Origin of the sequence: Pseudomonas sp. SHLD1, from assembly GCF_028640935.1 — a bacterium.
In the GTDB taxonomy this organism is placed as follows: domain Bacteria; phylum Pseudomonadota; class Gammaproteobacteria; order Pseudomonadales; family Pseudomonadaceae; genus Chryseomonas; species Chryseomonas aestiva.
Map to the genome: position 1 here is coordinate 24474 of NZ_JAQZAD010000029.1, position 22106 is coordinate 46579.

The 22106-nt window shown below is 62.4% G+C and carries 17 protein-coding genes; 15 read left to right on the plus strand and 2 right to left on the minus strand.

The window, feature by feature from the left end; translation table 11 throughout:
* Positions 1 to 30: 30 nt before the first annotated feature.
* The 15 genes from hisD (at position 31) to PVZ77_RS19830 (ending at position 17505) form a co-directional block, all read left to right on the plus strand.
* Positions 31 to 1314: a histidinol dehydrogenase gene (gene hisD / locus PVZ77_RS19765; RefSeq protein WP_273808268.1), complete on the plus strand. Its 1284-nt coding sequence runs from the start codon at positions 31 to 33 to the stop codon at positions 1312 to 1314.
* Positions 1311 to 2069, plus strand: coding sequence for an SDR family NAD(P)-dependent oxidoreductase (locus PVZ77_RS19770; RefSeq protein WP_273808267.1), 759 nt, complete (start codon positions 1311 to 1313; stop codon positions 2067 to 2069). Before hisD ends, PVZ77_RS19770 begins: the two co-directional genes overlap by 4 nt.
* A gap of 108 nt (positions 2070 to 2177) precedes the next feature.
* On the plus strand, positions 2178 to 3173 hold the full coding sequence (locus PVZ77_RS19775) for a fumarylacetoacetate hydrolase family protein (protein ID WP_273808266.1): 996 nt from the start codon (positions 2178 to 2180) through the stop codon (positions 3171 to 3173).
* 1 nt (position 3174) lies between these two features.
* Positions 3175 to 4113 (plus strand): NAD-dependent epimerase/dehydratase family protein, encoded by a 939-nt coding sequence (locus PVZ77_RS19780; RefSeq protein ID WP_273808265.1) that lies wholly within the window; start codon positions 3175 to 3177, stop codon positions 4111 to 4113.
* Positions 4114 to 4165: 52 nt separating this feature from the next.
* Positions 4166 to 5398 (plus strand): MFS transporter, encoded by a 1233-nt coding sequence (locus PVZ77_RS19785; protein ID WP_273808263.1) that lies wholly within the window; start codon positions 4166 to 4168, stop codon positions 5396 to 5398.
* A gap of 7 nt (positions 5399 to 5405) precedes the next feature.
* Positions 5406 to 6188, plus strand: coding sequence for an SDR family NAD(P)-dependent oxidoreductase (locus PVZ77_RS19790; RefSeq protein ID WP_273808262.1), 783 nt, complete (start codon positions 5406 to 5408; stop codon positions 6186 to 6188).
* A gap of 87 nt (positions 6189 to 6275) precedes the next feature.
* Positions 6276 to 7748, plus strand: coding sequence for a carbohydrate porin (locus tag PVZ77_RS19795; RefSeq protein ID WP_273808261.1), 1473 nt, complete (start codon positions 6276 to 6278; stop codon positions 7746 to 7748).
* A 1257-nt stretch (positions 7749 to 9005) separates the two neighbouring features.
* Positions 9006 to 10868 carry a phytoene desaturase family protein gene (locus tag PVZ77_RS19800; RefSeq protein WP_273808260.1) on the plus strand — a complete coding sequence of 621 codons (1863 nt, stop codon included), beginning with the start codon at positions 9006 to 9008 and terminating at the stop codon, positions 10866 to 10868.
* A 290-nt stretch (positions 10869 to 11158) separates the two neighbouring features.
* Entirely contained in the window at positions 11159 to 11902 is a 744-nt protein-coding gene (locus PVZ77_RS19805) for an SDR family NAD(P)-dependent oxidoreductase (RefSeq protein WP_273808259.1), read from the plus strand.
* A 145-nt stretch (positions 11903 to 12047) separates the two neighbouring features.
* Positions 12048 to 12506, plus strand: a complete 459-nt coding sequence (locus PVZ77_RS19810) for a VOC family protein (protein WP_273808257.1) — start codon at positions 12048 to 12050, stop codon at positions 12504 to 12506.
* A 155-nt stretch (positions 12507 to 12661) separates the two neighbouring features.
* Entirely contained in the window at positions 12662 to 12847 is a 186-nt protein-coding gene (locus PVZ77_RS19815) for a hypothetical protein (RefSeq protein WP_273808256.1), read from the plus strand.
* A gap of 217 nt (positions 12848 to 13064) precedes the next feature.
* Complete coding sequence (locus PVZ77_RS26165; protein WP_443218061.1) at positions 13065 to 13667, plus strand: LysR substrate-binding domain-containing protein; 603 nt, start codon at positions 13065 to 13067, stop codon at positions 13665 to 13667.
* A gap of 457 nt (positions 13668 to 14124) precedes the next feature.
* Positions 14125 to 15099: a DNA replication terminus site-binding protein gene (locus PVZ77_RS19820; protein WP_273808255.1), complete on the plus strand. Its 975-nt coding sequence runs from the start codon at positions 14125 to 14127 to the stop codon at positions 15097 to 15099.
* Positions 15100 to 16314: 1215 nt separating this feature from the next.
* Entirely contained in the window at positions 16315 to 16611 is a 297-nt protein-coding gene (locus PVZ77_RS19825) for a hypothetical protein (RefSeq protein WP_273808254.1), read from the plus strand.
* A gap of 114 nt (positions 16612 to 16725) precedes the next feature.
* Positions 16726 to 17505 carry a hypothetical protein gene (locus tag PVZ77_RS19830; RefSeq protein WP_273808253.1) on the plus strand — a complete coding sequence of 260 codons (780 nt, stop codon included), beginning with the start codon at positions 16726 to 16728 and terminating at the stop codon, positions 17503 to 17505.
* A 30-nt stretch (positions 17506 to 17535) separates the two neighbouring features.
* Here PVZ77_RS19830 and PVZ77_RS19835 read toward each other — a convergent pair whose 3' ends face one another.
* Together PVZ77_RS19835 and PVZ77_RS19840 are read right to left on the minus strand one after the other, a co-directional pair.
* A complete protein-coding gene (locus PVZ77_RS19835) occupies positions 17536 to 20625 on the minus strand; it encodes a conjugal transfer protein TraG N-terminal domain-containing protein (RefSeq protein ID WP_273808252.1) in 3090 nt (1029 codons plus the stop codon).
* Positions 20625 to 22058, minus strand: a complete 1434-nt coding sequence (locus PVZ77_RS19840; protein ID WP_273805349.1) for a conjugal transfer protein TraH — start codon at positions 22056 to 22058, stop codon at positions 20625 to 20627. Before PVZ77_RS19840 ends, PVZ77_RS19835 begins: the two co-directional genes overlap by 1 nt.
* Positions 22059 to 22106: the final 48 nt, after the last annotated feature.

A 22106-nucleotide genomic window follows, 5' to 3' on the forward strand; every position in this document is an offset into this window, starting at 1 on the left:
TTTCCTCACCTCTCCGAATAGGAGCTGCACATGATCCGGCAACTCAAACAGGGCCGACCCGCCGCGGCCAAGGCCGAGCTGAACGCCCAGGTGCGTACCACCGTGGAAGAGATCCTTGGCGCCATCGAGCAGCGCGGGGATGCCGCCCTGCGCGAGTACTCCGAGCGTTTCGACAATTGGGCCCCGGAGGATTTCCGCCTCTCGCCCGAACAGATCCAGGCCTGTATCGACAGCCTCTCGCCTCAGGCCATCGCCGACATCGAATTCGCTCAAGCGCAGATCCGTCGCTTCGCCCAGGTGCAGCTGTTGTCGCTGCGCGATGTGGAGGTGGAGACCCTTCCTGGCGTGGTGCTGGGGCATCGCAACATTCCGGTCAATTCCGTGGGTTGCTACATCCCCGGGGGCAAGTATCCGCTGCTGGCCTCGGCGCACATGAGCGTCCTCACCGCCAAGGTGGCCGGGGTCAAGCGAGTGATCGCCTGCGCGCCGCCTTTCGCCGGCAAGCCCTCTCCGGAGATCGTCGCCGCCATGGCCCTGGCCGGTGCCGATGAGATCTATGTGATGGGGGGCGTACAGGGGGTGGCGGCCATGGCGCTTGGCACGGAAAGCATCCTACCGGTAGACATGCTGGTCGGGCCGGGCAACGCCTACGTCGCCGAAGCCAAGCGCCAGCTCTATGGCCGCGTCGGCATCGATCTCTTTGCCGGTCCCACCGAGACCCTGGTGATCTGCGACGACAGCGTGGACGCCGAACTGGTGGCGGTAGATCTGCTCGGGCAGGCCGAGCACGGTCCCACCTCGCCAGCGGTCTGCCTCACCCGCAGCGCCCGCATCGCCGAGGAATTGCCGGCGGCCATCGAGCAGGTGCTCGCCCGGCTGGACACCGCGCCCATCGCCAGCCAGGCCTGGCGGGACTACGGCGAGATCATCCTCTGCGACACCGACGAGGAACTGCTCGCCGAATCCGAACGGATCTGCTCCGAGCACGTGCAGGTCATGACCCGTGACCCGGACTGGTTTCTGGCGCGCATGACCAACTACGGCGGGCTCTTTCTCGGTCATCGGACCAACGTCGCCTATGGCGACAAGGTGATAGGCACCAACCACACGCTGCCGACCCAGGGCGCGGGGCGCTATACCGGCGGGCTTTGGGTCGGCAAGTTCATCAAGACCCATACCTACCAGCGCATCCTTACCGATGCCGCCAGCGTGGCCATCGGCGAGGTGTGTTCGCGGCTCTGCGCCCTGGAGCATTTCTCCGGGCACAAGGAGCAGGCGGACATTCGCGTGCGCCGGCTGGGAGCTCGTCCGTGAGCGGCCAGCCCCTGGCCGGGCGGGTGGCGGTGGTCACCGGCGGCGCGGGCGGGCTGGGTTCGGCGATCTGCCGCGCCCTGGCCGCCGCGGGTGCCGCGGTGGTGGTCGGCTATCACGCCTCCGCCGAGGCCGCGCACCGGTTGGCGGCCGAGTTGCCGGCCGCCGAGCTGGCCCATGCCGCCATGCCGCTGCCCGTCACCGACAGCACCGCCCTGGTCGAGCAGGCCACGATTATCGAGCGCACCTATGGCCGCTGCGACGTGCTGGTGAACAACGCCGGTACCACCCGCTTCGTCGCCCACGCCGATCTGGACGGCCTGGACGATGCGCTGTTCGATCGCATCTTCGCCACCAACGTGCGCGGCGCCCTGGCCATGGTACGGACGCTGCGGCCCTTGCTGGAGCGTGAGGGCAGCGGCCTGGTCGTCAACATCAGCTCCATCGCGGCGCGCACGGCCATGGGCAGCAACCTGGCCTACTGCGCGTCCAAGGCGGCGCTGGACAACCTGACCCTGTCCCTGGCGCGGGTCCTGGCTCCGCGTATCCGTGTGGTAGGGGTTGCCCCGGGCCTGGCCGACACCGAATTCGTCGCCGGCCTGGACCGCGCCTGGCGCGACGAACAGGCCGCCCGCACACCGCTACAGCGGCTGGCCCGGGCCGAGGAGGTGGCGGCAGCGGTCCTGGCCCTGGCCACCCAACTGACCTTCACCACCGGCGCCGTCATCCCCGTGGATGGCGGTCGCCCGCTCGCCTAGGAGGGATGCCATGAACACTTTCGCCCTTGCACAACGGCGCATCCCCCGTGGCGGCCTGCTCGAACTCATCAAGATGGCGGCTTGCCCCACCTCAACGGAGATTGCCCCATGAAATTCGCCTCGCTCAAGGACGGTAGCCGCGACGGTCGGCTGCTGGTGGTCTCGCGTGATCTGCGCCGGGCGGTGATCGCCCCGGGATTGATGCCGCGGCTGCAGACCGTGCTGGAAGACTGGGAGGCCTGTGCACCCCGGCTCGAAGCGCTCTATGCCGAACTCAACGCCGGCCGCGTCGCGGAGGCCTTCGCCTTCGATCCTCGGGCGGTCATGGCGCCCCTGCCGCGGGCCTACCAATGGGCCGACGCCTCGGCGTTCCTTTCCCACGGCAACCTCATGGAACGGGCCTATGACCTGAATATCAAGAAGGACGCGGGTGTCCCCATCCTCTATCAGGGCAGCGGCGACGATTTCTACGGCCCCTGCGACGACTACCCGGTGCCCGGCGAAGACCAGCACATCGATTTCGAGGGCGAGGTGGCCGTGGTCCTGGACGACGTGCCGCTGGGCGTCCAGCCCGCCGCCGCCGCCGGCCACATCCGTTTGCTGATGTTGCTCAACGACGTCAGCCTGCGTGCCCATCTGTTCAAGGAAATCAGCATCGGCTTCGGGCCGCTGCGGGCCAAGCCGAGCACGGTGTTCGCGCCGGTCGCCATCACTCCAGATGAGCTGGGCGACGCCTGGCGCGACGGCCGGGTGCAGCTGCCGCTGCGCGTGGAGCTCAATGGCGAGCGCTTCGGCGAACCCCATGGTGGCGAGATGGACTTCAGCTTTCCCGAGCTGGTGATGCACCTGGCGCGTACCCGCCGGTTGCGCGCCGGGACCGTGCTCGGCTCGGGCACCTTTTCCAACCGCGACTATCGTCGCACGGGCTCGGCCTGCCTGGCCGAGCAGCGCGCCATCGAGAAGCTCGAGCAGGGCGAGTCGCGCACGCCGTTCCTGAGCTTCGGCGATCGGCTGAGGTTCGAGATGGTTGGCCTCGATGGCCAGAGCCTGTTCGGCGCCATCGATCACCAATTCGTCGCGGCGCCGCTGCCGTCGGAGGTGTGAGATGCATGTCCTCGTGACCGGTGCCGGCGGCTTCGTCGGCCAGTGCCTGGTACGTCGCCTGCTGGACGATGCCGAGGCCTTGCCCTGGACGCGCCTGACCTTGTTGGACGTCCAATTGCCCAGCGTGCCGAACGATCCGCGGATCCATTCGCTCACGGGCAGCCTGGCCGAGCCGAACGTGCTAGCCGCAGCGCTCGCCCACCCGGCCGAGGTGGTGTTCCACCTGGCCAGCGTGCCCGGCGGGCTGGCCGAACGGGACTACACCCTGGGCCGCCGGGTCAACCTGGATGCCACCCTGGCCCTGTTCGAAGGCCTGCAAAGGCATACCCGGCCGCCGCGGGTGGTGTTCGCCAGCACCATCGCCGTCTATGGCCGCCTGCCGATGACGCCCATGGACGAGGGGGCACCGCTGCGCCCGCAACTGAGCTACGGCACCCAGAAGCTGATCGGCGAGTTGCTGCTCGATGACTTGTCCCGGCGTGGCGGCCTGGACGGCATCGCCCTGCGTCTGCCCGGCATCGTGGCACGGCCGCCGCAGCCGTCCGGCCTGCTGTCGGCCTTCATGAGCGACCTGTTCTGGCGGCTGCGCGATGGCGAAGCCTTCGTCTGCCCCGTCGCGGCGGAAGGTACCGCCTGGTGGATGTCGGCGGCGCGCTGCGTCGACAACCTGCTGCACGCCGCACGCGTGCCCAGCACGGCGCTGGCCGAGCGCCGCGCGGTAACGCTGCCGGTGCTACACCTGAGTTTCGCGGCGGTGGTGGACGGGCTGTGCGCCCGCTTCGGCGCCGACCGTCGACAACTGGTCAGCTACCGCCCCGATCCCGATTTGGAGCGAGCCTTCGCCCGCTATCCCGCGCTGGCTACCCCTGAGGCCGAGGTGCTGGGCTTTAAGCACGATGGCGACCTGGCCAGCTTGATCGAACGCACCCTGGACGGCTGATGCCATCTGCCCCGTACTCGCCGAACAACAATAACAACCCGAGGAGAACCCCATGACCGCTCCCGTTCGCTCCGTGGCCCGCATCGCCACCTACCTGTTGTTGCTGATCAATTGCCTGTCGCCCATGGCGGCCATCGTGGTGGCGCCCAGCCTGCCGCAGATGCAGGCGCATTTCGCCGACGTACCCAATGTCCAGTTCCTGGTACCCATATCGCTCGCCGTGCCTGGACTGATGGTCGCCCTGCTGGGACCCTTGATGGGCATCGTGGCGGATCGCCTGGGGCGCAAACGCCTGCTGTTGCTGTCCATGGTTGGCTACGGGTGCATGGGCGTACTGCCGCTGTTCCTCGAGTCCCTGCACGCCATCATCGTCAGCCGCGTCGTGCTGGGCTGCATGGAGGCGGTGGTCGTGACCATCAGCACCACGCTGATCGGTGATTACTACAGCGGCGCGCTACGGCAACGTTACCTGGCCCTGCAGACCACCTTCGCCGCCAGCTCCGCCATCCTCTTCTTCATGATCGGTGGCGCTCTGGGAGAACTCGGCTGGCGGATGCCGTACGTGGTCTACGTGGTCGCCCTGGTCATGGCGGTGTTCGCCCACTTCCTGCTATGGGAGCCTAAGCCTCAGAGCCTGAGCGCCGACGATGCCGAGGATGCGTCGCAGCAGGCCAAGGCCTTCCGTCCCGCGCTTCTGGCCGTGACCTGTCTCGTCACCCTGGTGGGCGGTGTCGCTTTCATGGTGTTGCAGATCCAGCTGGCCTACCTGCTGCGCGACATCGGCCAGACCTCGCCGAGCACCGCCGGCATGATCGCCTCGGCAGGCAGCGTGATGATCGTGCTGGGTACGCTCAGCGTGCACCTGTTGCTGCGCCTGAAGCTGCGCATCCCGCATTGCCTGGCCCTGGCGTTCGCTCTCATCGGCTGCAGCTTCCTCCTGGTCCCCTGGGCCGACCGGACCTCCCTGATGCTGTTCGTGGCGTTGGTCAATGGCCTGGGTTGCGGCCTGATGCTGCCCAGTCTGGCCATCTGGAACATGCGGGAATTGCCTTGGTACCGCCGTGCCTTCGGAACGGGCGCTTGGTATGGCAGCTATTCCCTGGGTGCCTTTCTGAGTCCCATCCTGGTGGTCGCGGTCACCGCCCATACCCGGGGTCTGGCGGCCACGGTGGGTCTGGCGGCCTGGGTCCTGCTGGCCATGGCGGCCATCGCTCTGCTGTGCGCCTTCTGCAGCCGGCCGCGGATCGCCTTTCCCTTCGCCGCTGGCAATGTTGAGGAGGCCTAAGATGGTCATGGCAGCAGGAAGCCGACTGGCAGGCAAGACCGCCCTGATCACGGGTGTGGGCAATGGCATCGGCCAGGCTTGTGCTCTTATGTTCGCCCGTCAGGGCGCCCGGGTAATAGGGTGCGACTGGGATGCCGCGGCCGGAGCGCAAACTCTCGCGCTGGCGCGCTCCGAGGGGCTGGAATCCCTGGTGGTCCACACCTATGACGTGACTCAGCCAGAGGCGGTCACCGCCTGGATCGACTCGGCCCGTACCCAGAGCGACGGCGGCTTCGACTGTCTGGTCAATGCCGCGGCCTTTGGCTGCTTCGCCTGGATCGAGGACCTGGATTACGAACAGCAGTGGCGCCGTACCCTGACGGGTGAGCTGGACATCGTCTTCCTGGTCTGCCAGGCCGCCTGGCCGACACTCAAGGCGCGGGGTGGTGGGGTGATCCTCAACTTCGCCTCCGCCAATGCCCACATGGCGCTGGAGGGCTCTCCCGCGCTCGCCCACTGTGCCGGTAAAGGCGGCGTACTGGCCATGACGCGCCAGCTTGCCTTGGAAGGCGGACCGCACAACATCCGCGCCAACACGCTGTCGCCGGGGCTGATCGAGACCCAGGCCACGCGAGCCCACATGGCTCGCGATCCTGGGCTACGCGATACGGCGTTGCGGCGCCAGTTCCTACGCGAGCGTCTAGGTAGGCCGGAGGATGTCGCCTGGGCCGCGGTCTTTCTGGCTTCGGATGAGGCCGCCTGGGTGACCGGAGCCGATCTGGCGATAGACGCAGGCGCCACTGCCGGCTGAATCAAGGCTGTTTCTTCCCCGCGCCCGAACTGGCCGCGCGACGGGGTAACTGCGTCCGTAACAAAAACAACAAAGAAGGATGTCGACATGAACGTGATCCACGGCAAGCTACTCGTTCTTTCCCTCGTGTTATCCGCGCTCCAGGCCGGTACGGCGGTTGCCGCCGATCTGGATGAGGGGGGGCGGCAGCAACTGCCCTCCAGCACCGACGACAGTCTGCCCAATCAACGGGTGGGGCCACGGGTGTTGTCCGTCGAGCCTCGGCAACCCGCGCCCACCGGTCGGCTCCTGGAAGAGCAGGGACGCTGGCTCAAGGAGCAGGGCATCAGTCCACATCTGGACATGACGCAGTTTTACCTTTCCAACCCCAGCGCAGGCGTCGACACCGGTCGCCATGAAGCCCTGACGCTGTTTAGCGTCGGTGCCGACTTCGACATGGAAAGGCTCGCCGGACTCTCCGGCGGTCTCGTGCACTTCATGCAGCTCTATGTGCCCTGGACCTCCAACCTTAGCTATGGTGGCCAACTGGGGGATGTGCTGGCAGGTAAATCGGCGCCCTACATTCCTCGGGTCAGCCACCTGACGCTGTTGACCTATGAGCAACGGCTGTTGAACGACCGCCTGACCCTGGAGGCCGGCAAGAGCAACGCCGGCACCTATTTCGCTCTTCCGTTGTGCAACCTGCCATTCTCCTGTGTGAGCCCAGCGATCATGCAGGACACGGCCGGCATCAATCCGCCGCCCTACGCCAATTGGGGAGTCCGTAGCGCCTACGACTTCACCCCGCAATGGCGTGCACAGCTAGGGGTCTGGCGTAGCTATGACGCCTATCCGTTCACCAATGGTTGGGAACGCCGCGAAGGGGACAAGGGGGGCTCGCTCAGCACGACCTACCTGGGTAACGTCGCCTACCGAACCGACTACTCGATGGAGACCTATCCCACAGCCTTCGAGTTGATGGGTTTCTACAACAATCGGCGTCAGAACGATCCCTATTACACCGTCGACGGTAATACGCGTTTCACCAGTCAAGCTGCGCCCGCCACCCATGATGGCGTCAGCGGCTTCTATGTCGGCGCGAAACAGACGTTCTGGCGTGCCGACGGCGGCCAGGCCGGGGTGCGTAATCCCACTGCCCTGAGCGTACACGGCAGCCTGGCCCACGTGTTCGAGGAGGAGTCGGCGAACGGGGTGGCGAGTCAGGGCGATCTCGGTCTGATTCTATCCGCACCTTTCCGTGGTCGGCCGTTCGACAGTTATTCCGTCAAGGCCAGTTGGGCCAGATTGACGGATCGCGAGCAGCGCTTGCTCGAAGGGGCCTACAGCTTGAACAGCGGAGGAGGAAATTATCGTTCGGGACGCGATGAGTACGCCCTTACCCTGGACGCGAATTTCGTGCTGACCGACAGCATCGTGCTGAGCCCCTTCATCACCCGCACCTTCCAAGGCAGCAGCTACGTCAATCCGTTCAGTGGCGAGAACCCACGCGATGGCTACGCCTTCGGCGTGCTGCTTCACGTGCAGTTCGATCAACTGCTGGGCCTGAACGGCCTGAAATGAGAGGAGCCCAGCGGGCTGCGCCACGCTCGACGTACCCTGGTGGCGGGTGTGGCGTACGTCGCGTCGTAGTGGCTTCCGCCCAGGCAATACCGGGCGTCAGCGGCGGCGCTGCCTGGCCTCGAAGTCCTAGTGAGGACGGGGGTCGGATTGATCCGCAGCCTGCTGGTTTTTGACGCTAGCGCCCACAGCACCGAACGGGGCGTTGGCGTCGCTACCTGACTGATACGTGGAAGGTCGTTATGACGCTTTTTCTCAGGTTGTTCGAAACATTTGCTGCAGGACTGATCCAGTACGGCTGCGCCTTGAGTGGTTGCGCGGAACCTGACCCGTACAGTTTTCAACGTGCCAGGTCGTCGCCTATCGACGTTCGCGCCACCTCGATCCCGCTCCGCGTCAGCAGGACGGCCGGAAAGTAGCCCAGGAGGATAAGGGGGCACGGCTGGCGGGTTGGTTGAGACTAAGGGCCCTCGCCTGCCAGGGATTCTTTCCATTCGCCGAGCAGGACATTGAGCATGACCAGCAGTTTGGGATGTAGGCACCGCTAAGTACTTCGGCGTTTGCTTCCGGCGGCCGTCGAAGCCGTTTTCCTTCTATCCAGGGGCATGGGGCTTCCTACCATCCATCGCAGTTATGCGTTGTATGTAAATCGAGAATTTCCCGAATGGTCTGGAGTTCCGTAATTTCGTGAGTACCGGGTCGTCAAGCGCTACCGGGGAAGCACCAGACCGACAGGCGCGGTGTATAAAACAAGAACTAAAAAAGAGAGCTGACCATGCGCTGCCACGTCTCAGGTACGTTCGAGCATTACCTCACCCTCCGCACCTTGCGGCCGGTCGCTTCTGATCCGGTAGTCGTTCTCTCCTTTCTGATTCCGCCACGGCTTTCCCATCCGGTCTACCACGCGCAGGCCCGATTAGAGCATGACGCCACGCATTCGCCGGCCCGTACCGGCCATGCGATAAAGCGTGGAGCGTTCGTCCCACGGCACGTGTCGCCTGATGCGCCGTCGGGGCAACTACTACGTGCCGCACACCCCCTCGAACGGACGCCCGTTAGGCAATACCGATGGTCCCCGGCTCGACTGCAGAGGGCGACATATCCCAAGACGCCTAGGAGCGGCCCAAAGTGACGATCTGGCCGGCAATCCCCTTCACGCCGCACGCGATGGCCAGTTTGTTGATTACCTGAAGTCCTGTCCCTGAAAGGGGCGGAAGCGGTCGCCAGCGATCGCGCTCCCTATCCTGTAAGGAGTTGAATATGAGCGATACCCCCTACGACATCGTCGCAATGGGCGCCGGGCACAACGGCCTCGTCGCTGCGGCCTACCTGGCAAAGGCTGGCAAGAGGGTTCTGGTGCTTGAGCGCAAAAGCTATCCCGGCGGGGGCGTCAGCACACGCCAGCTGAACACTCCCGGCTATTGGCACGACGAGCACTCCAGCGTGCATATCATGATCCAGGGCAATCCGATGCTGCGCCAGGATGAACTGGGATTGCTCAGCCAACACGGACTGAAATACCACTATTCACCGGTGCCACACGCCACCCTGTTTCCAGACCAGACTGCGCTGTTCACCTACAAGGACATCGACAAGACCTGCGAGGGCTTCGCCAGGATTTCGCCGAAGGACGCTGATACCTATCGCGAATTCGTCAAGGTGAGCCAGAAAATTCTGAAGATGTTCATGCCTGGCCTGTACGCACCGCCGCCGCCGCTTGGCGAACTGGTAGCGATGCTCGATCGGAGCGATGAAGGTCGCTTGATGCTGGACTACATGAGTCGCGACTGCCTGGACCTGGTCAACCAGCTCTACGAGAGCGACAAGATCAAGATCCACCTGTTGCGACTGGTCAGCGAGAACCTGCAGGCGCCCAACGAACTGGGCACGGGGATGGGCGTGCTGCTGATGCCCGGCATCATCCATACCTACGGCGTTTCGCAACCCATCGGCGGCAGCGGCAAGCTGACCGAGGCGCTGGTGCGCTGCATCGAGTCCCACGGCGGCGAGGTGCGCTGTCATGCCGAGGTGGCGCAGATCCTCACCAGCGGTGGCCGCGCCACCGGCGTGCGTCTGAGCAGCGGCGAGACTATTCAGGCCCGTGACGCGGTAATCGGCGCCATCCATCCCCATGTCGTGCGCAAGTTCGTCGAAGGAGTGCCCGAGCCGGTGTTGGCACGCGCGGAGCGCGCGGCCTTGGCGCCGTTCTCGATCATGGTCAGCCACTACGACCTCAAGGAGAATTGCACCTACTACGCGGGAGAGGAGGTGGGCTACGCCACCATGCTGGAATTCATGGCCACCGACTCCCTGGACGAGATGCTAGCCGACTTCGACGAGCTAAAGCGCGGCTACATCAGCCAGCGCCGCCTGTGTGCCGGCGGTGACGAGAGCCTTGGCGACAAGACCCGCGTCCCCGCCGGGGCGGGTATGTTCCATGGCATTACCTTCGCACCCTACAAGGTCAACGATCCGCGCTGGAAGGACCGGCACTGGGACGATTTCAAGGAAGAGATCGGCGACCTGTCGCTGGAGCATTACCGCAAGTTCGTCAGCAACCTGACCAGCGACAACATCATCGCCCGCAGCATCGTCAGTCCCGTCGACCTGGAGCGCTCCAGCCCGAACAGCATGATGCGTGGCGACCTGCATGGCGTGGCGCCCTATTTCTACCAGAGCGCCGGGCACCGCCCGACGCCGGACCTTGGCCAGTTCACCGTACCTGGCGTGGATCGGCTGTTCCTTGCTGGTCCGTTCCAGCATCCGGGTGGCGGTGTCTATGGCGCCGGCCGCGCTACCGCGATCAAGATGTTCGAGCAGCTGGGAATGGACTTCGGCGCGGTTTCCTCCGGTGTGCGTGAGGACTTGCCGCCACCGGTCAGCCAGAGCCCCACCACCCGCGAGGGCATGGTGCTGCGTGGGACGGCTGACGAGGAACTGATGCATGTCGAGTCAATCCGTCGCGTTGGCGATGAATTGGTGATCAAGGGCAAGAGCTTCGGCACTCTGCCCATGGAGGCACGGTTGGACGGTGCCACCACGCGGGCCGGCTTGAAAATGCTGAGTGTGAAGGACATGGCGTTTTTGGCCACGCTGCCGTTCCGTAAAGCCAAGCAGCCCTGAGTCATCCAGGTGGCGAGGAGCGCAGCGGTCTCCAGTCCTTGATTGGCGGCGTCGCTAGCCCTGAGGCCGATCGTTTCCCGTTCGCATGTCCGTACCCCGCGGTCCCGGTGAAGGACCCAGGGTGCGGACGCCTTGGCTTAGCGATTCGTTATCCATGCATTCGTATCCTGAATACCTCGAATGCAAACAAACGATTTCTCGAATGATTGCTCGGGCGATACGGTGCTTCCAGAGACCAGGGCGACCGCAAACGCGCCTCAATAACAAAAACAACTTCGAGGAGACTCATCGTGCAAGGTACTCACCACGGCCGCGTCGCGGTCATCACCGGAGCCGGCGGTGCCTTGGGCTACCACTTCGCCTGTCATCTGGCCCGCCAGGGGTGCCACCTGGCACTGGCTGATCTCAGTCTACCCGAGCAAACGATTTCAGCGGCACGCAATCTAGGGGCTCAGGTGTACGCCGAGGCCTTCGACTTGGCCGACGTTGATGCGTTGCGTACGTTCGCCGACCAGGTGCTGAAGCGATTCGACCGCTGCGACATCCTGGTCAACAACGCCGCCTTCATGCCACTGGTGCCCTTTGCCGAACTCACACTGGAAACCTTCCGTCGGTTCGAGGCGATAAACGTCGAGGCCTCGCTGCTGCTGGCCCAGAGCTTCGCGCCGGACATGGCCCGCCGTGGCTTCGGACGGATAGTACAGATCGCTTCCAGCACGGTGGGCAACCCGATGCCCAACTTCGCGGCCTACATCACCACCAAGATGGCCGGCATTGGCCTGGTCCGCGCGCTGGCCGCAGAGCTTGGCCCGCACGGCATCACGGTCAATGCGATTTCTCCAGGCTTGACGCGGACGGCGGCATCGGAAAAGAACCTGCCGCCAGCTCTATTCGACGCAGTCCGCGATCAGCAACTGATCAAGCGCAATGGCGTGCCGGAAGACCTCTGCGGGCTGCTCGCCTTCATCACCTCGGAAGATGCCGGCTTCATCACTTGCCAGGTGCTCAACGCCGACGGCGGCACGGTGTTCTGAGCCTACCGAGCCAGGTCGCACGACGCTTTCGCCCGACCGAGTCTTGGGAAGGGGGCGATGCAGTAATGGCAGTGGACCTTGCCACAGTGGCCGTCATTCGAGTGCATGGCGGTCGTCCATTGAACCTATCGACAAGAGCGCAGCAATGAATCCGACTCTGCCCGAGATACTCCCCCATCAAGTCGGCATCAGCGTGCCGGACATCGATGATGCCATCGGCTGGTACCAGCGGATGCTCGGATTCGAGCTGGAGATGCGTGCCTTCATCGACATCATCCCGGCGGACGTAGCCTTCGTTCGCCGCGGTGATTTCCGCCTGGAATTGGGCGAGGTCGAGGGTGCCGAGCCACTACCGGCTAAGCGCCGCGAGCCCAATCAGGACGTGCGCACTCATGGCAACAAACACCTGTGCCTGGCCGTACTGGACGTACCGACGACGGTGGCAGGGTTGCGCGAGAAGGGCGCCGACATCGTCTTCGAGAAAGAGGTGCAGGGCACGCCCATGGCATTCATCCGCGACAACTCGGGAAACCTGCTGGAGCTGATCCAGTGCCCCGAGTTGTGGACGTCATCCCCCGGTGATGATGAGCAAAACACGCGATGAAATCGGCGATTCCCAAGGCGGTAGCCGCGACGGCCGGTTGCGATTGTTTTCCAGAGGGCTCCTCTGTGTGCGTCCTGTCCAAGTGACGGCGATCCAACGCCGTTCTGACCTGGCAGCAAGCCATCCAATATCCCCTTGTACAACAACAATGAGAGATGAAACTGAACACGTTCGCCGCCGTACTCGCCGTCGCTACTACGGCCCTGAGCGCAATGACCGGTGTCATTGCCGCAGATACCACCACGGCCAACGGAGGGCATGTCGTCGACCGGCAGAGTTTCGAGCGCTACCTGACGCTATCCAACCAGAAGAATCCGGCCGCGTTCGTCCAGGCTTCGTAGCAGTGTCGCCAGGCCATGCCGCCGAGACTGTGGAAAGCTACCTTCATCGCTCCGCTTAGCGGGCCAAAGCGGCCTTATTTGCTAAGGACCTAAGCGAAGGGGAGCGGTGATGGCCGATAGGGGGCGACCAGGGGGAGGGCTTTTGTTTTGCTAACGTGTAGGGGGAGTTGCCATTCAGCAAGCTAGCGCCCGGCTAGCGGCCTTAGCCGACCCGTCGGTGGATCACCTTGAGGATCACCAGCCGCGTCGCCAGAGCGGCCGGCAGTCCTTGGATCAGTACGAGGCGCTGAGTAGCAGTCAGATAGATTTGGCGTTGGTTCGGCCGGTCACCCAGCGTCCGGAAGTTTCGAGTCTGCAGGTGCTGCGAGAGCGTTTCGTTCTCGCGATACCGACTTCCCATCCATTAGCTAAAAATAGCAATCCGACTATTCGCGATTTGGATGATGAGCACTTCATTATGTACTCCCCACTGGAGGGGCGTTACTCGTACGAACTGCTTAAGGGGGTATTCAGGATGGCAGGGTGCTCGTTTCGATACGTGAATTACATTACCTACTCGCATTCAATGCTGTCGTTGGTAAGTGCAGGTCTTGGCATCGTGTTGGTACCGGTTTCCGCCACGAGACTACGTTTGGACCACATCCACTACGCGGAGATTGATGTGGGAAACGTGGAGGCCGAATTACACATGGCTTGGCGAGCCAAAGATACCGAACCGGCTACTCATAACCTCGTTGACCTCATGAAGGGGTATGCGCGCCTTCCTAGCCGCCCCCGCGAGTCTTCTGACGATCTGTGTAGGAGCGATTCAGCTCTATAGGATCTAGAGGATAAGGCCGACTAGCCAGTGCCCTCACACCGGGGCCTTAGAGCTATAGGTGGCAGGTACTGCGCTGGTAATGGTTCCGTACTAGATACGCCCTGTCATTTTTGCGGCAACTATCCGCTCTTACGAACGCTTTAGCCGCGTCGAGAGTTAATGGGAAGCTCATGGGCGCCTAAATCGAGGCGTTGGTGACTAGAAAAATATACCACCCCTGCACATGCCCCTCACTTCAACCACTCCCTGCACCCCCTCTACCTGGGCTTCCCCCTCCGATCACTCGCGCCACGCGCACGATAGAAGGGAAAGGGAAGGAAAAAAGAGAAGGAGAGAAGGAAGGAAAGGGGTGAGGCGGTTATGGGGTGTAAGGGGGAGAGGTTGGATATGGGCTTGTGTCGTACAGGGGTGGTATATTTTGGTGGTTGCGAACGTCGCCCGTGAGGAGGGCACCGCCATGTACGAAGGAATCCAGCGTGCGCACCAGGTGCTCGTCGAGCAGCTGGCCAGCTTCAATTCGACCTGGCCAGGGTTGGTGGTCGAGGGCCGCGTTTGGCAGGTGCCGCTGCTGAACGAGCAGAAGACGCCTGACGTCCTCGAGGTCCAGAAGGTCGACGGCCAGGCGGCGATCGCGCTGGCCACCGCGGCCTTGGCCAGTCACCAGCGCGACGTTGGCCAAGCCGCCGGCACCGTCATGCGCCTGCCGGGCTACTTTCGCCTGCAGGCTAGCGTGCTGCCGCAGGTGTTGGCCATCAATGCGAGCAAGCAGGCAGTCACCGACGAGATCGAGGCGCTTCGGGTCGCCCTGGGCTACACGCCCGAGATGCGGCCGCGGCTCTTGCGGCGCGCCCTGGGCGCCGGCGTCACCACCAAGCAGCTGCAGCGCACGATCCACGCCTTCGACGGCGCACCGCGGCGGATCTCGTTCACCTGGGCTGGCCACACCACCAGCAACCAGCGGATACCGGTGGCTACCGTGCGCGAGCAGCTGCAAGCGGAGGCCGAGAGTAGGGCGCAGCAGCGGGGGATACCGCTCGAGCAAACGCCCGAGTACCAGGATCTGCGTACGATCGCGAACCTGGCGGACGACATGGTGCTGATCAAGCACAAGGTCGTGGCCCCGCACCCTCGTTGCACGCTCTGGTTCGGTGAGCGCGGCGAGAGGTGGGACGCCATCATCAAGGCCAACTTGCCGGTGTTTGTGCTCGCCGGCGACGCCGAGCCGAAGGTCTCGGCGCTGCGCGACTTCGATCGTACCGCGCGCGGCCGGCAGCGCGGCGATGTGAAGGCGCGGGCGGAGGTCTGGGCGGAGCGCAACCTCTACCTACCCACCGGTGGCCAGCGGTCAGATGTGGATGAAAGTGATCGGGTACCGCTCAAGACGCCGTCGACGTATCGGCTCGGCGGCATCACCTACGAGTCACCGGCCTAGCGCCTGCGCTCAGCTGTGGCGCTCGAGCGAGATATCCGTCAGCGCCACGGAGGCAATCCTGGTCGGCCCAGCGGGCATTGGTCGGCCCGGCTCCCTGCCTAGATTAGTTAGGGCTGCCATCATCAGAAAGATCACCGTCACCAAGATCGACAGATCGACCAGGTGCTCCCATCGTCGCACCTGATCAGGCCACCGCTTTCGCAACTGCGCCCTCGCAACGCTCATCACCCCTACGAGCTGTCAGCACATCGGCATCCTTTTGCGGCTTCACCACACCAGCGACAGCCAATAGCTCTGCTGCAGACCGGCTTCCATCGAAGATCCGAACGTTTCTGGAGGCGCCGCTTGACCCTAGAGCGCTCCGCTAGCGAAGCGCACCCTCCCTAAGGACCTGGCTGCCCAGCGACCGCACCGTCCAGCCGACGATCGAACAAAGCAGCTGAAGCAGCGGTACGCCTGGCTATGTGTGTCTGATGGCTATGCCGCCGGCACCGCCATACGCGAGCCGAGCTACTCCCAACTGCAGCATCACCGACGAGCCTGAATCACGCGAGAGCGCCCTGGGCGCCGTCGCTGCACACTATCCACGCCTTCGATGGAGCGCCACACTGGATATCGCTCACCTGGCCACACCACCAGCAACCAGAGGGTACCGGTGGCCACCGGGAGTGACCAGTTGCAGGCAAGCGCTGAGAGTAGGGCGCTGCGCCAGGGAATGCCGATCGAGCAGACCCCCAAGCACCAGGGCCTGCGTGCATCGCGAACCTGGCAGACGACCGGGTGAGGATCAAGCACTAGGTCGTAGCGCCTCATCCGCGCTGCACGCTCTGGTTCGGTGAGCGCGGCGAGCATGGGATGCCATCATCAAGACAAACCTGCCGCTGTTCGTGCTCGCAGGCAAGGCTGAGCCGAAGGTCTCGGCCCTGCGCAACGTCGATCGTGGCGCGCGCCGCCGGCAGCGCGGCGATGTGAAGGCGCGCGCTGAGGTCTGGGCAGAGCACAACCTCTACCTGCCCACCGGTGGCCAGCGGCCGCAGGACAGTGCCCGACCTGCGCTCCTTACGCCCTCGACCTATCGGCTTGGCGGCATCGCCTATGTGGCCCAGGGCAAGCCAGGCGCTCGCAAGGGGGATAGCGTCGCGACCGGGTTGCATTTCCACCGCGTCAGATACGTTCTGCTGAGGTACACAGTTTCCCCATCTAGCGGACGATCACATGACCAGCTACAGCTTCAAGAAGCGACCCGGCACCGATCTTAGCGACCCCGAATTTGTGCTTCAGCACCGCGGGAAACCGACACGCGTCCAGATCCAGGACTCATCCAGCTGGGGCGGCGCCTATGCGGTGTCAGTCGATCATCTGGATGACGAGGCCGAGCCCCATCTCCTGTGGGTGGCCCTGTCCATCGCAAGCTTTGCTGAGGCAGCGCGTGTGGCTATCGGCCAGTTCGAGGCGAACCTTCTCGCGCGCGAACAAGCAGCCGCGCCTGGCGCAGAGCCTGGCTCGCATTAGCGGTGGCCCGGAGCACGGAGGGAAGGGCACATCTACGGCGTGAACGGCGGCTAAGCGCCCCTTGCATTTCTGAGACCTGCGTTACCATAGGTATATCGAATTAGGAGTTGAGCCATGCACTACATAGTCGCAGGTGAAAAGAGAAGAGCCGAGGCGCTGCTAGAGAAATATCTCGGCCTACCACCTTCCACTTTGGATTTGGCTGTCTTGAATCTCCGCCGCTTCAAAAACGTTGCTCCCGCGGTCCAGCGGACCGTCATAAGATTGCAGTCGCTTATGAACGAATCTTCGCTTAGCCAAGAAGAAATCGCGTTCATTATCAACGCAGTTGATTTTCTAGAGCAAGAAGCTAACCGCCCGCGCCAAAATAGCCTGCGCCGTTTCCTTAATGCTGTAGAGCGGAAGCTAAGATTCTCGCCGGCAATCTCTCTACTACGGCACTGCCTTGCGCTTGGCAGCACTCTCTACGGCGTCGCATACTGTAACGGTGCGAACCTGGATGCCTACCAAGTTGCTTATTATATAGCCATGGTAGCGTATGTCATCGTGTCATCTGCGATGTTGCTGAACATTAAACTGCGCAGCGGTTTCCAAATTACGTTGATAACGGCGATCTTGACGATCGTATGTGGAACAATACCTTTTGTATGGGAACCCGCTGGGGCGGCGCTCATCCTAGCGTTAGTCAGCTTCGTCATGCTTGGAATAGAGCTGGGTTATAATTCCAATACAGTAACTTACCAAGACCCGCCGACAGGCTACGATAGCGCCATTGTAATCGACCATGAGGCTTTGGCGAATCCATATGTGCCAAGCATCATGCGAAGCACGGAAGATGTTCTTCGATATGAAGTGTACGGAGTGAGCGACCCCGCACCTAACAAGTTGCTTTAATAAGAAAGGGCTGCTTAAGCAGCCCTTTTTTCAACGACCGATCACAAGATCTTTGTCAGCCCTGTCAATGTCATTAATTGTCAGGATGTCATTCAAAATGGCACCAGAGCCATTGTCGTTGTAACCCGCCTGTTTCAGCGTTTCGAACATACCAGCTGCCATTTCCGGGTTGTAGCCTTTACGATCCGCAGCCTGCATGAAGACCCCCCGATCATTGTTGTTTAGCTCCCCCGTACGCGCTGCAGCAAACACTGCAGCCTGGCTTTCGTCGAGGCCTAACTGTCTTCCCTCCCGGAGATAATCATCTCGGCTTCCTCTGGCACCCGCTAAATTTTCTGCTCTGTTGACAAGTTTGGATACGAACCCACCCATCGTAGACTCGCCGAGCTCGTTGATACCTCTGCCCTTCTCTTCAAGCCTTTGTCTAGCTTCGAGAACGCCGTCGCTCCTCGCCCTCAGTCCGTAGCCATACGCACGACTGTTGACATCTCCGTTGTGCTCCGCGTGTGTCTTTTCCACCGGCGTCTCATCACGAGCCGCCTTATCACCAGACGCGAATCTTTGGTTGAAGCTACCACCGTCCACGACGTGTCCAGCGCTAGCCGTTTCAGCATCAAGGTTACGAGCCTGGGGACCGTGCATCGATTCGTAAGAGCCGTGTCTAAGAGATGTCGGTTGGTCACCAAGCTCACCAGAATGCTTGGGATTGGTGTACATGTCTCGATCAGAGACACCACTGGTCAAGACGCTTAGATCGTTATGCTTAGCTAGGGTGTGGAGTGCAGCAGCTACGCTTCTCCTACTTGGATCAACCGTGTCAAACATCCGCTCCGCCTCCTGCATATCCTTGCCGTAGTTGTTTACCGCTTCGGCAACGACCGCATCTGCCTTTCCCTCTCTTATCAGCTTGCCCGCCCATGCATCCGGCGTCATAGATAGGGAGCTGCCCGCTGACTGCAGATAGCCCGCTGTCTCCGAATACTGTTTTTGAGCGGAGACTGCCTGTTGGGCGGAGCGGGTGAGACTCTCCTGGTCAGATCGCGATAGCCCTAACTTCTCTGAGTTAAGAAATGAGTTAGCCAAGCCGGACGTATTCTCCCGCCGAAGAGAATTTGTAACCGCCTCAGTTAGACCTGCCGCTTTTGCCGCCGAGTTCACATCGCTTGAACTGCGTCCATTGCTGTGAGTTGTAGAGCTGGTCGTTGAGCCACTTATCTGCGCAGAGCCACCGAAATCTACACCACCTTTTACTTTGCCATTTGCGTCTGGCTTCCCGCCCATATTGCCAAGGCCTAAACCGGCGCTGGCCGAGCCACCCGTTCCGATACTGCCAACCATGGAGTCAATTTCGTTTTGGCTATATCCCTGGTTCCGAAGATTGTTGACTGACTGTTGGAAGTTTGAATCGTTCGACAAGCCAAAAGAGCTGGCAATTTGTCGCCCGACCTGAGCCTGCTCTCCTATTGTTTTTGCCTGCTCGTATTGTTTGCCATAGGTGCTAGTAAGGCCCTTCGCGAAATTATCAGACGCGCTCTCTGCAATTGCGCGTTGGGACTGCGCCGAGTTGGACAAAGACTGGCCGATATTGATCGAACCACGGGTTGTCTCAGAACCAGTCTGCCTCGTCCCATTGACGAAGTCGTTCGTCATATAGGGCGTAGTCGCCAAGCCCTCAGTGGGCTTCACGACGTCAGGCGTCACGATCTTCTCGTTGATCTGATCCGTGCCGCCGAGGCGCTGGGCCATGCTCGTCAACGCAAACGCACTGCCGGAAACCAGGAACATGCTGATCACTGGCACCGATGAAGCCATCAGGCCAGCCACCCCGATCGCGCTATCCAAGGCCGGCAGCATCTGCTTCATCATCTCGAACGAAAGGGCATTGCCGTCCGTGACACTGCTCGTGGTCGCGAGCAGCCCCTCCATCACCGTGCCGGTGTACCAGTTGGTATAGAGGTTGACGATGGCCAACATGGGTTGCCACAGCATCATCCAGCACAGCATGGTGATGTACTTGGTGATGAGGTTCATCCCGAAGGTCCCCATCACCAGGAGGAACGCCATCATCGGGGTGATGGCGTAGATGAGGCCTTCGAAGAACGTGAGGAACGGCCGGACGTAGCGCGTGAACATCGAGCCTTCGGCAGCCCACTGAGTGGCTTGCTGCGCCTGGGCCTGGCTGAGCATGATGGCGTATGCGCCTTGCTGATCCTCGAGGGCCTTCTGTGCCGGCGCTCGCTCGAAGATCGGCAGCAGCACGGAGGCCATGGTGAAGGCACGAGCGTCTGCCACTTGGAGATTCAAGCCGCGCAGCGCGTCGTCCACCCGGGTGGTGACATCGTCACCGGTGACGGTCTTGCCGGGCTTCTGGAACGCCAGCTTCGCCACATCATCCATGATGCCGCTCTGCGTGGAAGCGCTGAGGGCTTTGAGCCGGGTGTGCGCTTCGGAGCAGGTGTAATAGGTACCAACGCCGGTGTTGCCCTCAAAGATTTCGGTCCCGTATACCTGGCTTTCGAACCTCATGGCATCGACGGGGTTGTTGCTTCGCATCAGTGTCCCGTAGGCGGCCACGTTGCGGCCCACCCCAACCAGGGTGCATTCCTTGATATAGGTCATCCACGACCGTACGAAGTCTCCGCCGGCCCGGGTGTCACCCATCACAGACGGCATCGCCAAGACATTGCGGGTGGCGCCGCGCACCTTCATCAAGGTCGTGAGGGGGTCGGCGAACCCGTAGGTGGTCATGGCCGGTGTGGAAAAGGCCTGCTCCATCTCCCTGGTCAGCTTGTAGCCAATGTTGGACACCACGGATCCTACGAACAGCGGTCCGATCGGCACGTTGTCGACGACCACGACTGTGCCGTCATAAACGTCTTCCACGACCGCCCGGCCGGTGGGGCCGTAGAGCGCCATGTACAGGATCAGGGCCACGCCCACCTGCTGGAAAGGGATAGCCTGGTTCTTGAATACCGCTTGGAAGCCGAGGAAGAGGGTGCCGATCAACAGACCGACCTTGGCCAACGATTCGATGCTGCCCGATCCCGAGATCATGGCCACCGCGTTGAGGATGCTTTCGAGGTAGGTCGCCGAACCGACCGAGTAGATCGAGAACTCCATTACTGAGCTCCCTGCACAGGTTTTTCGACGTTGATGAATGCGGCGGGCGTGGGCAGCACCTTCATGCGCGCCTCGTAATCGAGGACCAGGTCGTTTTCGTTGCCGTAGCGGCTCAGTAGCGCCTGGTGCTCCTGTACCAGACGATCCCGTGCGGTACCGATAAATTCGCCGGCAGGTTTGCCTAGCTTGTCGACCATCTTGCTGCGGGTGATCACTGTCTCAGCCGTGTCGATGTAGGACTTCACCAGCGAATACGCGCCTTCGAGCGCGAGCATCTTCGCGTGGGCAGAAACGAAGCCGCGGGCCATCGATTCGCTACCCTGCGACAGGCGCTGGACCATCCCGGCAAAGCCCGGCTTCTGCATCATGTTGAGGATGGCTTGCTCATCGTTGGTGAACGTCCCTGTATTGGTCGCCCACTTGTTCACGATCCCGACGGAGCTCGTCGAGCCGTTGAATCCTTTGATGATCTTCTCCGCCAAGCCGTCGAAAGCGATCGACTGAGTGCTGGGCGTAAGGCACGCGGCCTTGTCTCCGCCGCACGAGTAGATCTGCACCGTCTCGGTCTTCTGGCCCTCGATGATGTCCTGCAGCGCGATGCCGGTGGGCATCACCGGCTTCGTCTCGGGGACCTGCCCCTTGCCATCGGCCGCGTCCACCAGACCGGTGATGACGACCGAGCCGGTGAAGGACATGATCATCTCGTCGGTCTGCTGAGATCCGTACTTGAAGAACTGCTGGCTGTTGTACTGCTGCATGGCGCACCAGACGACGTTGCCGGTGTCCTCGCAACTGACGAAGTTGCCGGCCTTGCTCTTTTCTTCCGTCGGCGACTTCGAGTTGGTGCTGCCGGAGAACAGCGAGCCGAAGCTGTCAGCAAGGCCTTTCACGGTGTTCCCCGTGGCCGTCTGCATGTTGTCCTTGCCCTCGAACGCGGAGAACGCGTCCGTCACCAGGCCCTGGGCGAGCTGGCAGCTATTGGACATGAGGCCGTTGAGGTCCTGCATCGTCTCCTGCAGGTTGGCGATGGTGTTCTCCACCGTAGGCCCCATGGCCTTGAGCGCCAGCTTGAATGCATAGCCCGACGCTACGCCGACCGAGTTGGAGGCGATGGAGCGCAGCGACTGAACGAACTGCTGCGCGTTGATGAACGAGAAGGAGCCGGCGAACATGTCGATGCCGCCGCAGCCGGCCTGGAAGGAGGGCGGTCGGAAGGAGACCACCGGCGCCGTTGCGATCTGATTCCGGATCCGCATCGAGCCACCGCTGACCACGCCCCGGGTCGCCGTCTGGTACATACCCGGGTCGGTGCTGTTGGACATCGAGTTAAACATCGAGTCCAGCTGGCTCTCGATGTTGGCGTAGGCGCCCAGGGGGGCGAGGGCCGCAACCAGCACGGCTGCGCACAACGACTGCTTACTGCTGCGCCTCATGGGGCACCTCTCCATCTATGGTCTTGCGGGCGAGCTTGCGGCGCATGC

Excerpts from the sequence above, each read along its gene's own strand:
- hisD (WP_273808268.1), top strand. The coding sequence starts at position 31 with ATGATCCGGCAACTCAAACAGGGCCGACCCGCCGCGGCCAAGGCCGAG.
- PVZ77_RS19775 (WP_273808266.1), top strand. The coding sequence starts at position 2,178 with ATGAAATTCGCCTCGCTCAAGGACGGTAGCCGCGACGGTCGGCTGCTG.
- PVZ77_RS19780 (WP_273808265.1), top strand. The coding sequence starts at position 3,175 with ATGCATGTCCTCGTGACCGGTGCCGGCGGCTTCGTCGGCCAGTGCCTG.
- PVZ77_RS19785 (WP_273808263.1), top strand. The coding sequence starts at position 4,166 with ATGACCGCTCCCGTTCGCTCCGTGGCCCGCATCGCCACCTACCTGTTG.
- PVZ77_RS19790 (WP_273808262.1), top strand. The coding sequence starts at position 5,406 with ATGGCAGCAGGAAGCCGACTGGCAGGCAAGACCGCCCTGATCACGGGT.
- PVZ77_RS19795 (WP_273808261.1), top strand. The coding sequence starts at position 6,276 with ATGAACGTGATCCACGGCAAGCTACTCGTTCTTTCCCTCGTGTTATCC.
- PVZ77_RS19800 (WP_273808260.1), top strand. The coding sequence starts at position 9,006 with ATGAGCGATACCCCCTACGACATCGTCGCAATGGGCGCCGGGCACAAC.
- PVZ77_RS19810 (WP_273808257.1), top strand. The coding sequence starts at position 12,048 with ATGAATCCGACTCTGCCCGAGATACTCCCCCATCAAGTCGGCATCAGC.
- PVZ77_RS19815 (WP_273808256.1), top strand. The coding sequence starts at position 12,662 with ATGAAACTGAACACGTTCGCCGCCGTACTCGCCGTCGCTACTACGGCC.
- PVZ77_RS19820 (WP_273808255.1), top strand. The coding sequence starts at position 14,125 with ATGTACGAAGGAATCCAGCGTGCGCACCAGGTGCTCGTCGAGCAGCTG.
- PVZ77_RS19825 (WP_273808254.1), top strand. The coding sequence starts at position 16,315 with ATGACCAGCTACAGCTTCAAGAAGCGACCCGGCACCGATCTTAGCGAC.
- PVZ77_RS19830 (WP_273808253.1), top strand. The coding sequence starts at position 16,726 with ATGCACTACATAGTCGCAGGTGAAAAGAGAAGAGCCGAGGCGCTGCTA.
- PVZ77_RS19835 (WP_273808252.1), bottom strand. The coding sequence starts at position 20,625 with ATGGAGTTCTCGATCTACTCGGTCGGTTCGGCGACCTACCTCGAAAGC.
- PVZ77_RS19840 (WP_273805349.1), bottom strand. The coding sequence starts at position 22,058 with ATGAGGCGCAGCAGTAAGCAGTCGTTGTGCGCAGCCGTGCTGGTTGCG.